12 protein-coding genes and 1 tRNA gene are annotated in these 13,964 nt (G+C 62.4%); 8 read left to right on the top strand and 5 right to left on the bottom strand.

The genetic code is table 11. From position 1 onward, the window contains the following. The 3 genes from ACOVQ0_RS09105 to ACOVQ0_RS09115 form a co-directional block, all read left to right on the top strand. Window positions 1-728 (top strand): cytochrome b (locus tag ACOVQ0_RS09105; protein ID WP_421883220.1); only part of this gene is annotated, 728 nt, incomplete at its 5' end. A gap of 30 nt (window positions 729-758) precedes the next feature. Beyond that, entirely contained in the window at window positions 759-1,574 is an 816-nt protein-coding gene (locus ACOVQ0_RS09110; protein WP_421883224.1) for a cytochrome c1, read from the top strand. 109 nt (window positions 1,575-1,683) lie between these two features. After that, complete coding sequence (locus ACOVQ0_RS09115; protein ID WP_421883227.1) at window positions 1,684-2,220, top strand: adenine phosphoribosyltransferase; 537 nt, start codon at window positions 1,684-1,686, stop codon at window positions 2,218-2,220. 86 nt (window positions 2,221-2,306) lie between these two features. Here ACOVQ0_RS09115 and ACOVQ0_RS09120 read toward each other — a convergent pair whose 3' ends face one another. The 3 genes from ACOVQ0_RS09120 to ACOVQ0_RS09130 all read right to left on the bottom strand — a co-directional run bounded on the left by ACOVQ0_RS09120 (window position 2,307) and on the right by ACOVQ0_RS09130 (window position 5,822). Continuing rightward, on the bottom strand, window positions 2,307-4,427 hold the full coding sequence (locus ACOVQ0_RS09120) for an acetate--CoA ligase family protein (protein WP_421883230.1): 2,121 nt from the start codon (window positions 4,425-4,427) through the stop codon (window positions 2,307-2,309). Between the two features lie 62 nt (window positions 4,428-4,489). Beyond that, on the bottom strand, window positions 4,490-5,434 hold the full coding sequence (locus ACOVQ0_RS09125; RefSeq protein ID WP_421883233.1) for a fumarylacetoacetate hydrolase family protein: 945 nt from the start codon (window positions 5,432-5,434) through the stop codon (window positions 4,490-4,492). A 97-nt stretch (window positions 5,435-5,531) separates the two neighbouring features. Beyond that, window positions 5,532-5,822 carry a DUF2218 domain-containing protein gene (locus ACOVQ0_RS09130; RefSeq protein ID WP_421883236.1) on the bottom strand — a complete coding sequence of 97 codons (291 nt, stop codon included), beginning with the start codon at window positions 5,820-5,822 and terminating at the stop codon, window positions 5,532-5,534. Window positions 5,823-5,986: 164 nt separating this feature from the next. Here ACOVQ0_RS09130 and ACOVQ0_RS09135 point away from each other — a divergent pair. The 4 genes from ACOVQ0_RS09135 to ACOVQ0_RS09150 all read left to right on the top strand — a co-directional run bounded on the left by ACOVQ0_RS09135 (window position 5,987) and on the right by ACOVQ0_RS09150 (window position 10,374). After that, window positions 5,987-6,060, top strand: a tRNA-Gly gene (locus ACOVQ0_RS09135). Window positions 6,061-6,106: 46 nt separating this feature from the next. Continuing rightward, entirely contained in the window at window positions 6,107-6,511 is a 405-nt protein-coding gene (locus ACOVQ0_RS09140; RefSeq protein WP_421883239.1) for a DUF2946 family protein, read from the top strand. Between the two features lie 111 nt (window positions 6,512-6,622). Then, a complete protein-coding gene (locus ACOVQ0_RS09145; protein ID WP_421883241.1) occupies window positions 6,623-8,941 on the top strand; it encodes a TonB-dependent receptor in 2,319 nt (772 codons plus the stop codon). Next, on the top strand, window positions 8,941-10,374 hold the full coding sequence (locus ACOVQ0_RS09150) for a PepSY-associated TM helix domain-containing protein (RefSeq protein WP_421883244.1): 1,434 nt from the start codon (window positions 8,941-8,943) through the stop codon (window positions 10,372-10,374). Before ACOVQ0_RS09145 ends, ACOVQ0_RS09150 begins: the two co-directional genes overlap by 1 nt. A 99-nt stretch (window positions 10,375-10,473) precedes the next feature. On the opposite strand, the gene ACOVQ0_RS09155 is transcribed toward ACOVQ0_RS09150, so the two are convergent. Both ACOVQ0_RS09155 and ACOVQ0_RS09160 read right to left on the bottom strand, forming a co-directional pair. Next, the gene (locus tag ACOVQ0_RS09155; protein WP_421883247.1) at window positions 10,474-12,696 is read right to left on the bottom strand and encodes a putative bifunctional diguanylate cyclase/phosphodiesterase; all 2,223 of its coding nucleotides are present in this window, start codon (window positions 12,694-12,696) and stop codon (window positions 10,474-10,476) included. An 86-nt stretch (window positions 12,697-12,782) separates the two neighbouring features. After that, complete coding sequence (locus ACOVQ0_RS09160) at window positions 12,783-13,346, bottom strand: methylamine utilization protein (RefSeq protein ID WP_421883250.1); 564 nt, start codon at window positions 13,344-13,346, stop codon at window positions 12,783-12,785. Between the two features lie 245 nt (window positions 13,347-13,591). On the opposite strand from ACOVQ0_RS09160, the gene ACOVQ0_RS09165 reads away from it, so the two are divergent. After that, window positions 13,592-13,964, top strand: a 373-nt coding sequence (locus ACOVQ0_RS09165) for a DUF3034 family protein (RefSeq protein ID WP_421883252.1), incomplete at its 3' end; no start/stop codon positions are given.

Below are 13,964 nucleotides of genomic sequence, written 5' to 3' on the forward strand. Positions count from 1 at the left end.
CGGATAACGCCGCGCTCAACCGCTTCTTCTCGCTGCACTTCCTGCTGCCCTTCGTTATCGCAGGTGTCATCATCCTGCACATCTGGGCGCTGCACATCCCCGGCTCGTCGAACCCGACCGGCGTCGAAGTGAAGGCCGAAAGCGATACCGTTCCCTTCCACCCGTACTACACGGCGAAGGACGGCTTCGGACTTGGCGTGTTCTTGCTGATCTACTGCGCGATCCTGTTCTTCGCACCGAACGCGCTGGGCCACCCGGACAACTACATTCCGGCAAACCCGCTCTCCACGCCCGCACACATCGTTCCCGAATGGTATTTCTGGCCGTTCTACGCGATCCTGCGCGCCTTCACTTATGACTTCTTCTTCATCCCGGCCAAGCTGATGGGCGTGCTCGCCATGTTCGGTGCGATCCTGGTGTGGTTCTTCCTGCCTTGGCTGGACACCTCGCCGGTGCGTTCGGGCCACTACCGTCCGCTGTTCCGCAAGTTCTTCTGGTTCGGTCTCATCCCGACGATGGCCGTGCTGTTCTACTGCGGTGGCGCTCCGGCAGAAGAACCCTACGTGATGCTCAGCCAGCTGGCGTCGCTCTATTACTTCGCGCACTTCCTCATCATCCTCCCGCTCGTCTCGTCGATCGAAAAGCCGGAACCGCTTCCGTTCTCGATCACCGAAGCCGTGCTCGGCAAGGATGAGAGCGCCGTGCTCAACGCCAACCCCGCTGCCTGACAGCCAGAGCGTAAGAGAAAGAGAACCCTCATGGTCCGTCTTTTTGGCCCCCTGGTAGGCCTGTTCTTCGCCGTCGCGCTGCTCTGGTCGTTCGGCAACGGCGCCTACTCCGCGATTACCGAACCCGCTGCCGCCACGGCAGAGCACGAGTTCCATCTCCACCCCAAGAAGGTGCACTTCGCCAGCGATGGCGCCTTCGGCAAGTTCGACAAGGCGCAGCTCCAGCGCGGCTTCCAGGTCTACAAGGAAGTCTGCGCCACCTGTCACTCGCTCAAGCATGTCGCCTTCCGCGATCTGGCCGCTCTCGGCTACTCGGAAGCCGAAGTGAAGGCGATTGCCAAGCAGTGGGGCACCAAGCAGCCGACCTTCGATCCGAAGAGCGGCGAACGCGCAGAGCGTGACAACATCCCGTCTGACTACTTCCCGGTCGTGTATTACGCCGGCCAGGGCAGCCCGCCGGACCTGTCGCTCATCACCAAGGCGCGTCATGATGGCGGTGCCTATGTGGCCTCGCTGCTCACTGGCTATCAGGAACAGCCCGCCGAACTTCTCAAGAAGTTCCCGGATGCCAAGACCCCTGATGGCCTGTACTACAACCCCTACTTCGCCAACCTGAACCTCTCCATGCCCGCGCCGCTCACCGGCGAAGGCCAGGTGACCTATTCGGATGGCACCAAGGCGACCGTCGAACAGATGTCGGAAGACGTCTCGGCTTTCCTGATCTGGACTGCCGAACCCAAGATGGACAAGCGCAAGCAGACCGGCTGGGCCGTGCTCGGCTTCCTGCTGGCGGCAACCGTCCTTGCCTATCTCGCCAAGAAGAACGTCTGGGCTGATAAGCACTGATCGTTCTGCCATTGGTGAAACGAACAAAGGCCACCGGAAACGGTGGCCTTTTTCTTTGCGTCAGCCTTTCGTCATGCCAATGCAAGATGCCGCAGCGAAAAGGCCCGCCATGACACCCGACGATCTCAAGCACCTCGTCCGCACCGTGCCGGACTTCCCTGCTCCCGGCATCCTTTTCCGCGATATCACCACGCTGATCTCTCACGGAGACGGTTTCTCCGCCACGATCGATCACCTCGCCGATATGGCGCGTACAGCCGGAGCCGAAGCCATTGCCGGCATGGAAGCGCGCGGGTTCATCTTCGGCGCCGCCGTCGCCGCGCGGATGGGCCTCGGCTTCATTCCCGTGCGCAAACCCGGCAAACTGCCGGTGCCGACTATCGGCATAGACTATGCGCTGGAATACGGGCGCGACCGGCTTGAGATCGACCCGACTGCCATCAGCAAGGGCCAGCGCGTGGTCATCGTCGACGATCTTATCGCCACTGGCGGCACCGCCCTCGCCGCCACAGAACTGCTCCGCAGTGCCGGAGCCACGATCACCCACGCCCTGTTCGTGATCGATCTGCCAGACCTCCACGGTGCGGCCCGCCTACGCGACGCCGGGCTTACGGTAAGCGCGCTGATGGATTTTCCGGGGCACTGAAACGCAGAAGGGCGGCCCATTGGACCGCCCTCCTTTTCCAAAACCGTTCGTCATTCCCGCGCAGGCAGGAATGACGAATATCAGCTTCAGTCCACCAGCATCAGCGCGTCCAGCGCAACCACGCCTTCGCCCTTGGGATGCAGGATCACCGGGTTCAGGTCGATTTCGCGGATGGAAGGTTCCGCCCGCAGCACCTGCCCAACCTTGACGATCAGCATCGCCAATGCGGGCACGTCGAGCGCCGGAGAGCCGCGATAGCCGCTGAGCAGCGCGGCGCTCTTCAGCTTCATCAGTTCAGCCTCAACCGCATCCTGCGTGAGGTCCGCCGTCAGCAGGCGCACGTCCTGAAGGATTTCCGCCGTCACGCCGCCAAAGCCTGCCAGCACCACCGGTCCCCACTCGGGATCGTTCTTGGCGCCCACGATCATTTCCATGCCGCGCTTGCCCATCGCCTCGATCAGCACGCCGTCCAGCGTGATACTGGCCGAATAGGCCGCGACATTGGCGTGGATACGCTCCCACGCCTCGCGCACAGCGGCAGCATCGGCAAGGTTCAGAATCACTCCGCCCGCATCGCTCTTGTGGCCCAGTGCGGCGGCCTGCGCCTTCATCGCCACGGGATATCCCACTGCATCCGCCGCCGCGACAGCCGCGTCGGCGCTGGCCGCGAAACCGCCCTTGGGGAACGATACGCCAATCGGCCCCAGCAGATCCTTGGACCTGTATTCGGGGATCACGCCCGACACCACATCCAGCCCGCTCAGCGCCACTGCCGGAAGGTCGTTCACCGACAGATCCTGTGCCGCCCAGTGCGTCAGCCGTGTAACAGCGCGCAATGCGCGTTCGGTGGTCGGGAACCACGGAATGCCTGCCGCCCGCAGCGCAGCAATGCGCTCCGCCGGAACTTCGGCACCTTCGTCCAGCCCGGCAAAGATCACCGGCTTGGTCAGCACCTTGCCTTCAACCGCCGCAAGGATCGCCGGGAACTTGATCGCGCAAGTGATCGCCTCGGCCTGAATGATCCCGGCAAACACCGTGCCCACCCGGTCATCGTTCAGCAGCGCTTCGATGCAGCGGGTATAGATCGCCGGTTCAGAAAGGCCCTGCGCGGTAATGTCCAGCGGGTTCGATACCGGCACGAACGGCGGCAGCGCAGCACGCAGCAGTGGCGAATCCTCGTCGTGAAGGTCGGCCAGCGGCAGGTCCAGCTCTTCCGCCAGATCCAGCGTCAGCGCCTTGAACGCGCCCGATTCGCCCAGAACCGCTGTCTTGCCCGAAGGAAGCGCCGGGCAGCGCACCGCGATTTCGGCGATGTCGCCCAGTTCTTCCAGCGTTTCGGCAAAGATCACACCCGCGCGCGCGACCATCGCCCTCATCAGCTTGTAATCGCCCGCCATCGCGCCGGTGTGCGTGGCGGCGGATTCGCGCGCCGCGCTGGATTTGCCGGGGTGCAGCAGCACCACCGGCTTGCCCGCCGCCTTCGCCCGCTTTGCTGCGGCAAGGAACGCCTGCGGTTTGCGGAACTGCTCCACGATCATGGCGATAGCATGGGTATCGTCCTGATCGACCAGCCAGTTCACATAGTCTTCAACGCCGCTCGCCGCTTCATTGCCGGTCGACACCGAATAGGAAACACCCGCATCGCGTGCCAGCAGCATGGTGCCCAGCACCGCCGCCATCGCGCCCGATTGCGAAACGATGCCAATGGCCCGCTTGCCCGCAGGTGGCACGGCATTGGTTTCCACAAACGTCAGCGGAATACGGTCGACATAGTTGACCAGACCAAGGCAGTTCGGCCCTTCGACCACCATGCCCGCTTCATGCGCGATCCGGGCAATCTCGCGCTGTTCGGCAAGGCCTTCCTCGCCACCTTCGGCAAAGCCTGCCGAAAAGATCACCACGCCACCGCACTTGCGCGCGGCAAGGCCCTTCACCGCATCCAGTACGCCCGCGCGCGGAATGGCCAGCACAGCCACATCCACACCTTCGGGCAGCGCATCGACTGAGGCATAGCACCGCTTGCCCATGATCTCTTCACGCTTCGGATTGACCGGATAGATTGCGCCGGAATAGCCATTGCGATCAAGGTTGGTCAGCAGCGTGGCACCCAATGCCCCCGGTTTGTCCGATGCGCCAACAACAGCGACGGATTTCGGGCGCAAGAAACGGTCAAGTGCAGCGTGGGAGAGATTCGGCTCAACGGTCATGGCATCCTCCGATTTCGCTATGCGCTATAACAATTATCGGAGGAAGGGCAAGGGGCGTCGGCTCAGGCCTTCACGACCCTTTGTTCAAGTATGCCAAACGGCGCGCGCTCCGCACCATCAACCGCTTCCATCCGCACCGTATCGCCGAATGACATGAACGCTGTCTTCGGCTCGCCAAGGTCCAGGACCTCGATCCCGCGCCGTTCCGCGATACAGGATGACCCGATCTCCCGGAAGTTGGCGTTGGAAACGGTGCCCGATCCAATCACCGTGCCAGCCACCAGATCGCGCGTGCGGGCCGCATGGGCAACAAGTTCGTGAAAGCCAAAGCCCATCGCCGCGCCATTTGCCGCGCCAAAGCGGTCGCCGTTCCAGTCAACCAGCAGGTCCAGCCCCACGCGGCCATCTGTCCAGTGATCGCCCAGTTCATCGGGCGTGACGGCGAAAGGTGCCATGCCGCAGGCAGGCTTGGCTCCCACCCAACCGAAACCGGTCTTCATTTCCGGCCCGGCCAGCGTGCGCAAGGACCAGTCGTTGATCTGCACGATCAGCTTGATATGCGCCATCGCATCGGCAGCAGTGGTGCCCATCGGCACGGCATCGACGATCACGCCGAACTCACCCTCGAAATCGATGCCCAAGTCTTCCGAAGGGAACCGGGCATCCGCCAAAGGGGCCAGAAACGTGTCCGACATGCCCTGATACATCAGCGGCACGTCGGTTTTGGGCTTTGTGATACCCAGCACCGCGTCCATCAGATCGCCGTGGCTCTGAAACGCCGAACCATCCAGCCACTGCCACGCACGCGGCAGGGGGGCCAGCACCTGCGCCGGATCAAGCGCATCGGGAAAGCGATCGATCGCGGCGAGCGCCGGACCTGCAACGGCCCAATCCTCCAGCGCCTGCTGCAACGTCACCACGGGCGCAGATGCGCAGTGCCTGCCATCAGGTGACACCACCACCAGCCGCCCATCGCGCGTGCCATCGTCCAACGTTGCCAGCCGCATCACATTCTCCATCTTTACGTGGAGATGGGCCTAGCGCTCCGCCGCGCCTGCCGCAAAGAACTGGTTTTGATTGGAAACCATCATTTTCCTGTATGGATCAAGCGACCGGCCTCCAGTCGAACGCCAGTTCCCCTTCCCGATGGGCAAAGCGGTTCAGGTGGTCGGCCACCACCTGCTGCATCCGCTCCAGATCGCCGTCGCCCTCGATCCGGCACGTGACTTCAAGCGCCGAATCGCTGGCCTTCAGATCCACCGGACCGAACGGCAGCGCCACGCGGCCCTGCTGCGGATCAAAGCTGACCCCGAACTTGTGCCCCCAATGCTGGCACAATTGCTGGAGATAGCGGCTGGCGCTGGCGGTAGGAACAATGGCTTGGCTTGCAGGCATGAGAGTGCTTTCAAAAATGTTTATGCTCGATCTAAGATATATCTTTTATCGCGATCGTCAAGCGCCCCCACCCATCAAACAAATTGCAAGGTTGACGAAAGCGCCCCTGCCGTGGCAATCGCCCGCCTCCACATGGCGCTGACATAGCAGCCATGCTGACCTGAGCGGGTATAGCATAGTGGTAATGCACTAGCCTTCCAAGCTAGCTAGGCGGGTTCGATTCCCGCTACCCGCTCCATTTCCCCTGATGACTTCCGCTCTCGCCGCCGCTAAGCGCCCCAGCGATGCGATTGCTGCGCGCCATGATCCTGCGACATCGCGCATTGGCTGCGCTGGCGGTTCTGGCGGCGCTGTGCATGAAGGCCGTGGTCCCTTCGGGCTACATGATCGAGCAAGGCTCGCACATCCTCACCATTCGCATGTGCGATGAGGCGGGCGGCGGCCACACGGTCAAGCAGATCGCCATCCCGATGAAGTCCGGCGGCAGCGAGGCTGGCAGCAAGCAGGTCAAGGGCGATTGCCCCTTCGCATCGCACGCAATGGCTGGCCTGGGCGGAGCCGATCCGGCGCTGCTGGCGCTGGCGATCGCCTTCATCCTTGCGCTCGGCTTTGCGCCTGCGACCATCCCCTTGCCCCGGCGTGTCGCCCATCTGCGGCCGCCCCTGCGCGGGCCGCCGGCCCTCGGCTGACACCACAGCGCAACACTGATCCTTGCCGGGATCGGTCCGCGAACGCTTGGCGCCTGAACCTGCGCCGTCGCGCCCCTGTCCCGCGCACACCCGATTTATCTGGAATATCCCATGAAAACGTCTTTCATCGCCCTCGCGGCGTGCCTCGGCACGACCGTACCTGCCATCGCCGCCGAAGCAGAAGCAGACGACGCAGCCCCCGCCATCATCGTTGTTGGCCAGACCAGCGCCCCCATCGAGATCGAACCGCGCGGGCTTGCCGTCAGCCTTGGCGAAGAGCAGTTCGCCGCAATCAACGCCTTCAACACCGAAGACCTGATGAAGTACGCGCCGAATTTCTTCGTGCGCAAACGCTATTCAGGTGACAGCAACGGCGTCCCCGGCTTTCGCGGCACGCATTCCACGCAAAGCGCGCGCACGCTGGTCATGGTCGATGGCTTCGTCGTGTCGAACTTCCTCGGCAACTCCTTCGCCTTCGCACCCAAATGGGGCGTCGTCGGGCCGGGCGAGGTGGAACAGTTCGATGTGGTCTACGGCCCCTATTCGTCGCGCTATGTCGGCAATTCGATGGGCGGCATCGTCAACATCACCACGCGCAGCCCCGAAGAGACTGAGGCCTTCGTCAAAGTGCAGGGCATGGTTCAGCCTTACAAGCAGTTCGGCACGGACGATGCCTATTGGGGCGGCTCGGTCGAAGGCGGTTTCGGGCTGAAGCAGAAGGACGGCCCGTTCTCGGTCCGCGTGACGGGCCGCTATTTCCGTAACGATGGCCACCCGATGAGCTTCCTCGGCCTCACCCCAGTAACGGGCGCCTCGGGCACCGTGGTAACCGGCGCCGTTGTCGATCCCGGCCATGTCCGCGCCGCCGCCGAAGGGACCGCCATCCCCAGCGCACCGGGTTCGGCCACCAATCCCTATTTCGCGGCCCAATCCCCCGCTGCCATCACGCAGGCGCAGGGCAAGCTGAAAGTCGGGTATGATGACCGGAACCTCACCGGCCAGTTCCTCTTTGCCTACTGGCACAATGAAGACAAACAGTTTGCCCCCGATTGCTACTTGCGCGATGCGGCAGGCAACGTGGTATGCGAAGGCCGCGTCACCATCGGCACGCAGACCTACACCGCGTCGGGCGCCAACTTCTCAAAGACGATCCGCGACGAATACCTTGTCGGCCTGAAGCTGGCGGCACCGCTGGGCGAAAGCTGGAACGCGCGCCTTGCGCTATCCACCTATCAGATCGCCAAGTCGGATGGCTTCACGTCCAACGGCTATATTACCGGTCAGAACAACGGCGCTGGCACGCTGAACGAAGCCGGGCCGACCGGCTGGTACACCGGCGATTTCACCATCGAACACGAAACCGACCGCAACGAACTGGCGCTCGGCCTCACCGCCAGCCTCTACCAGACCGACACCCTGCGCACGACCACCACAAACTGGCGCAGCAAGGCGGACAAGGCGTTTGCCACGCAAACATTCGGCAAGACCCGCATCCTGTCGGCATGGGCAGAGGACAAGTTCAGCCCGACCGATGCTCTGACTTTCAGCCTTGGCCTGCGCTTCGATGATTGGCGCGCATTCGATGGCGGTCTGGGGCGGCTCGGCACCGGCACGCAAGCAGGGCAGCAGGTGTTCAACCGCTATGCCGCGCGCCATGAAACGGCGGTCAATCCCACTGCCTCGGTGCAATATGCCTTTGCCGATGGCACGCTGGCGCAGCTCAGCCTGGCGATAGCCACGCGCTTTCCCACCGTGGGCGAACTTTTTCAGGGCAGCCTCAACGGCGATGGCACGTTCAATCCCAACAGTTTCGATCCCAACCTGAAGCCTGAACGCAGCAAGGATGCCAACCTGCTGATCAGCCACGATTTCGGCCAATTCAAGCTCACCGGATCGGCATTCTACCAGCGCGTGCAGAACACGTTGTTCCAGTTCCTCGGCTTCAACCAGAACAATGTCTCGACATCGAACTACAAGAACATCGAACTGACCCGCCAGTTCGGGTTCGAGGCCATTGCCGAGACGCAGGACTGGCCGGTCGAAGGCATGAGCATCGAAGCCAACGCCGCCTATATCGACAGCAAGACCATCCGCAATCCGTCGAACACACTGGCCGAAGGCGTGCAATTCCCGCGCATCCCGAAATGGCGCATCAACGGCAATATCCGTTATGCCCTGTCCGAAGCGCTGCATGCGTCACTCGGTATGCGCTATGCCAGCCGCCCGAACACCGACCTCTTCGGCCTGCAGCGCGGCAATACGTTCGGCTTCACGTCCGAACTCTTCGCGCTGGATGCGAAAGTGAACTGGAAGGTCACCGATCAGGTCACGGCATCGGTGGGCGTGGACAATATCACCAACAGCCGGGCATGGGTGTTCCACCCCTATCCGCTGCGCACGTTCCTCGTCGAACTCGGCTGGAAGATGTGATGGCCAAGGCGCAATCCTCCCCGGCGTTGCAACCCAACGCGGCCTTCTATCGAACCGTATGGCGGTGGCATTTTTATGCCGCCGTCTATGTCCTGCCGCTGATGGTCGTGCTCGCGCTGTCCGGCACGCTCTTCCTGTTCAAACCGCAGATCGAACGGTGGGAGGAGCGCGCCTTCCAGAACCTGCCCGCGACCGGCGCCGTTGCGCCGTCCACGCAGGTTGCAGCCGCGCTGGCCAGCACACCGGAGGCGAAGCTGGCCTACTATCGTCTGCCCGAACGCCAAGGTGATGCCGCCGCGATCCATCTGGCCTTGCCCGATGGCGGGATGACCGACGTGTTCGTCAGCCCGCAAGGCGACGTGCTGGGTTCCATCGATCCTGAAAGCAGGATCATCGCCATCGCGCGCGATATCCACGGCCAACTCCTGCTGGGCCGCCGGGGCAGTTGGCTGGTCGAACTCGCTGCCAGTTGGGCCATCGTCATGGTGGTGACAGGGCTTTACCTGTGGTGGCCACGGGGGCGCGGATTGGCGGGGGTGCTCTATCCCCACCTGTCTCAGGGCAAGCGCGCCTTCTGGCGTGATCTTCACGCCGTAACCGGCTTCTGGGTAGCGGGCCTTATTCTCGTCCTGCTCTTCAGCGGCCTGCCGTGGGCAGATGTCTGGGGCAGCGCGTTCAAGGCGGTGCGCACGGAAATGGGCTGGGTCGATGGCCCGCAAGACTGGACCATCGGCGGCCAACCTGCCAGCGAAACAGATTCTGGCGAACATGCGGGGCATGGCGGCGGGCAGTCCATGCACGTCGAACATGATCATCACGCAATGGGGCACTCCCCAATGGCGCATTCCCCTGCACCTCAAGGCCCCGACATTGCCATGCTGGACCGCATGGTCGCCAATGCGCGTGCACAAGCGCTGGACTTCCCCGTGCAGATCGTCCCACCGGGTGGCCGCGCTGGCAGTGGTGGAGATCGTAGCGCCGCGAAAGGCTGGGTCGTCAAATCAGACACGCAAAACCGTCCGAACCGCGTAACGCTTACTTATGATGCAACATCCGGCCAACTCATCTCGCGCGATGATTTCGCCAACCGCCATCTGATCGATCAGGTCGTGGGCTATGGCGTTGCATGGCACGAAGGCCAGTTGTTCGGCTGGATCAACCAGTTGCTCGGCGTGCTCACCGCACTGATGCTGGTCACGCTTTGCGTGTCTGGCGCGATCATGTGGTGGCGGCGCAAACCCGATGGCGAACTCGGCGCGCCCAAGGCCTTTTCCACGACTGCCCGTCCAAAGGGTATCGCGGCATGGGGCCTGTTCGCGTTTCTGCTGATCGTCCTGCCAATGTTCACGATGTCGCTCGTCGCCATCGCGCTGGTCGAGCGCCTTGCGCTGCCGCACATGCCAAAGTCACGGCGCTGGCTGGGCGTCTCCTGACACGGCTAACTGCAAAAATTTCGTCACCCTGAACCTATCTCAGGGCCCATCTCTCGCTCGCAAGCTGCGGATTCAGTCTTCCAACGACTGGATCCGCGCTCACCCCACCGCCACTCGTGCCTCGGCAGGCTGCAACGCCCCAAGCAGGCCAGCCACCTCTGCACCCGGCACCGGGCGACTGATCAGGTAGCCCTGGATCATGTCGCAGCCTTCCTTTTGCAGCGCGTCGAGCAGTTCCTGCGTCTCGACCCCTTCGGCCAGCGTTTCCATACCCAGTGCATCGGCCAAGGTGGTGATGGCGCGCACGATGGCGTGGGCACTGCCGCCTTCCTCCAGTGCCCGCACGAAACTCTGGTCGATCTTGATCTTGTCGAAAGGAAACGATCGCAGATAGCTGAGCGAGGAATAGCCCGTGCCGAAATCGTCTAGCGCCACGCGCACGCCCAATGATTGCAGCGAATGGAGAATTTTCAGCGTCTTCTCGACATTGCCGATGAACACGCTCTCGGTGATTTCCAGTTCAAGCCGCGATGCCGAAAGACCGGTTTGCGCCAGAGCCTGCGCGATACAAGTGGCAAGCCCGTCTGCCGCCAGTTGCCGAGGCGAAATATTGACTGCAACCGATATATCATCTGGCCAATGTGCCGCCTGTCGGCACGCTTCGCGCATTGCCCATTCGCCCAATTGCACGATCAGCCCCGATTCCTCGGCAATCGGAATAAAAGTCGCCGGGCTGATCATCCCCTGTTCTTTGTGCGGCCAGCGCATCAGCGCCTCGAACCCCTTGACCCGGTTCTGCGATATCGAGAACAGCGGCTGGAAATAGAGTTCGAAATCGCCGTCGCGGATTGCCCGGCGCAAGTCTATTTCCATCCGGCGGCGGCGGCTGGCCTCGGCATCAAGTTCCGGTTCGAAGAAGTGATAAGCACCCTTGCCGTCGTTCTTCGCGCGATAGAGCGCAAGGTCAGCGCATTTCAGCAACCCGTCCGAACTGTCTGCATCCTGCGGACCGATGGCAATGCCGACGCTGGCGGACACCAGAACGCCGCGCCCGTCGATAGTCATTTCGCGGTTCAGCTTGGTTTCCAGCGTGCGGGCCAGCGATGCACAATCCGCCCCCGGTTCAAGGCCCGACAATAGCAGGCCGAACTCGTCGCCACCGAAGCGGGCGACCATCGCGTCCGGGAACCTGTCCTGCAACGATCGAGCCACGCTGCGCAGCAGTTCATCGCCCAAAGGATGGCCCATCGCGTCGTTGATCGCCTTGAAATCGTCCACGTCGATAAAGGCCACGAAGCTCTGGTGATTGTCGTTCTGGCGCTGCACCGCACGGTCCAGCTTTTCGATGAAGAATCGGCGATTTGGCAGGCCGGTCAGCGCATCATGCAGCGATGCGTGCATCACTTGCTGCTCACGCTCTTCCACGGCATCGACCATCGTGTTGAAGCTGGCCGCCAGCGACCGCACTTCGACCGCCCCTTCCACTTTCACTTTCGAAACTGCACCTCCGCCAAAGGCACGCGCAGCTTCCGCCAGCGATTGCAGCGGCTGGGCGATACCGCGCGAAAGGCGGATCGCGGCCCACGCTCCCCCCAGCACCCCTGCCACGCTGATAAGCAGCAAGACGATGCGCAGGCTTGTATAACGGGCCAGTGCCGCTCCCAGCGAATGGGCAAGGACCAGCCTCGGTTCGCGTCCATCCTGCAAACTGGCAATCGGCGATACCCGCACCAGCCGTTCACCATCATCGCTATCGACTTCGACGATCTCGCCCAACGGAACGGCGGCAAGATGCGGGGCCAGCCGTGAACGGTCTACGACTTTCGCTTCGACGGCCACGGCCGACAGGCGCGATAGCTGCGTCATGTCGTCCGGCCCCAGCGTGTTGACCAGCACCAGCCATCCGGCAAGATCGGGCATTTCGATGGGCACGGCCGCGGCCAGTGCCTCGGTTCCGTCCAGTGACACGACGCCGCTGGTCTGCCCACTCTCCAACCGCCCCAGCATCGCCGCGCCATCGATGGCACCGCCCGCGCCCGATGCGATCACGCTGCCATCAAGCTGCACGATCGCCGCCTCGCTCACCCGCGCCCGGTCACGCAGGCTTTGCAAGGCCGAAACGAGCGTTGCGGCATCGCCTGTTGCAAATGCCTCGCGAAAGCCAAAATCCCGTGCAACCACTTCCCCGGCGTCGGCCATCTGCCCTTCACGCGATGCAATGATCTTGTCGAACACCCGCGAATTTGCCGCCAGATCCCGCTCCGCCGTGTCCCGCGCGAACAGCCCGATCCCCGAACTCGCCACCACCAGTGTCACCGACATGACCACTGCAAGCAGTACTACATAAAGAAGCGCAATCCGACTGCCCAAACTGCGCACGCGGCGACCGATGAAGGCGCGGAGGGATTTCACCGGGCGGGGCCGGATCGCACGGGCACCGCGATGCGGGTGCGTTTGCCTGGCTCCATCACCAGTTTGCCGCGCCATTCGCCGCCAGCGCCGCGAATGCGGGGGTGCCAGACGACGACATCGTAGCTGCCCTGCCCCAGCCCTTCGACCGCGCCAATCCCGTTGAGATCGCTGCGCGCGGCGTAGGGCGTATCGGTTATGCGGATATAGCCCTGCATCTTGTCGTGGATATTGCAGCCGAGCGAGATCGTGCCTGCCATTCTGAACTGCTGCGTTCGCGTCTGATCCTGGCCGTAGAGATCGATCTTGAAGGGGCCGGGCTTGGAGAAGCTGTAGATCGAATGGCGAACCGTATCGAGATTGGGAAAGGCTACTACGGCCCCTTTTGGCACGATCAGCGTGCCGGGCAGAAATGCCTGCCCCTTCTGCGCCATCGCATTGCGCCAGCGGAAGGCGGGGCGGCGGGTATCGCCAGCGGGAGCGCGGATCTCGATCACGGCATCGCGCAGCGGCATTCCTGCCTGATCGACGATCTGCACGGGAAGGCCCTGAGGCGGGGGCATGGCAGAGATCAAGATAGGGGCAGCAAGCCCGATGGCAATATATTGGAATCGGAGCAGACTGATGGATCGCATGAAGGCCGATTTGATCCAATTTTCCTAATAAAATCAGAATCAACCGTTCTGGTGATTTTAGAAACCCCTAACTTTTCATGGTTAACACGAGCCAAACTGCCTCCAAATCGGTGTGATTCTTCATGCAAATTCAATGTGATAAAACGCACATATTTCACCACGCACGATTGCCGATGACGGTGCTGGCTGGCCTCTCCATCTGGCTGAGCGCGGCACCAGAGGCTCACGCCGACCCGCTTCTCGATGCCGGAAAGCTCGTACTGACCAATGGCATCAGCACTATCGAAGGCGCAAGCGGCGGAGGCCTTGCCAGTTGGGCGACCATCGCCGGGATGGAAACAGATCGCGGCGTGGGCATTTCGGCGCACATCACCGGCATAGAACTGGCGGACTATGGTTGGCAGAGCCACGGCGTTTCGGTGGGCATCAAGGACCGGCTCGAACTGTCCTATGCCCGGCAGAACTTCGATACGCGCAAGGTGGGTGCGGCGCTTGTTGAAGGACAGTTCACAGGAGCCGTAAGGCGACATCTACCTTTACGATTTG

Origin of the sequence: Novosphingobium sp., assembly GCF_049240505.1 — a bacterium.
Lineage (GTDB): Bacteria > Pseudomonadota > Alphaproteobacteria > Sphingomonadales > Sphingomonadaceae > Novosphingobium.

Coding starts and splice junctions, on each gene's coding strand:
- ACOVQ0_RS09130 (WP_421883236.1), bottom strand. CDS start 5,822: ATGCCTGCAAGCCAAGCCATTGTTCCTACCGCCAGCGCCAGCCGCTAT.
- ACOVQ0_RS09110 (WP_421883224.1), top strand. CDS start 759: ATGGTCCGTCTTTTTGGCCCCCTGGTAGGCCTGTTCTTCGCCGTCGCG.
- ACOVQ0_RS09150 (WP_421883244.1), top strand. CDS start 8,941: ATGGCCAAGGCGCAATCCTCCCCGGCGTTGCAACCCAACGCGGCCTTC.
- ACOVQ0_RS09120 (WP_421883230.1), bottom strand. CDS start 4,427: ATGACCGTTGAGCCGAATCTCTCCCACGCTGCACTTGACCGTTTCTTG.
- ACOVQ0_RS09125 (WP_421883233.1), bottom strand. CDS start 5,434: ATGCGGCTGGCAACGTTGGACGATGGCACGCGCGATGGGCGGCTGGTG.
- ACOVQ0_RS09145 (WP_421883241.1), top strand. CDS start 6,623: ATGAAAACGTCTTTCATCGCCCTCGCGGCGTGCCTCGGCACGACCGTA.
- ACOVQ0_RS09160 (WP_421883250.1), bottom strand. CDS start 13,346: ATGCCCCCGCCTCAGGGCCTTCCCGTGCAGATCGTCGATCAGGCAGGA.
- ACOVQ0_RS09115 (WP_421883227.1), top strand. CDS start 1,684: ATGACACCCGACGATCTCAAGCACCTCGTCCGCACCGTGCCGGACTTC.
- ACOVQ0_RS09140 (WP_421883239.1), top strand. CDS start 6,107: ATGCGATTGCTGCGCGCCATGATCCTGCGACATCGCGCATTGGCTGCG.
- ACOVQ0_RS09155 (WP_421883247.1), bottom strand. CDS start 12,696: ATGTCGGTGACACTGGTGGTGGCGAGTTCGGGGATCGGGCTGTTCGCG.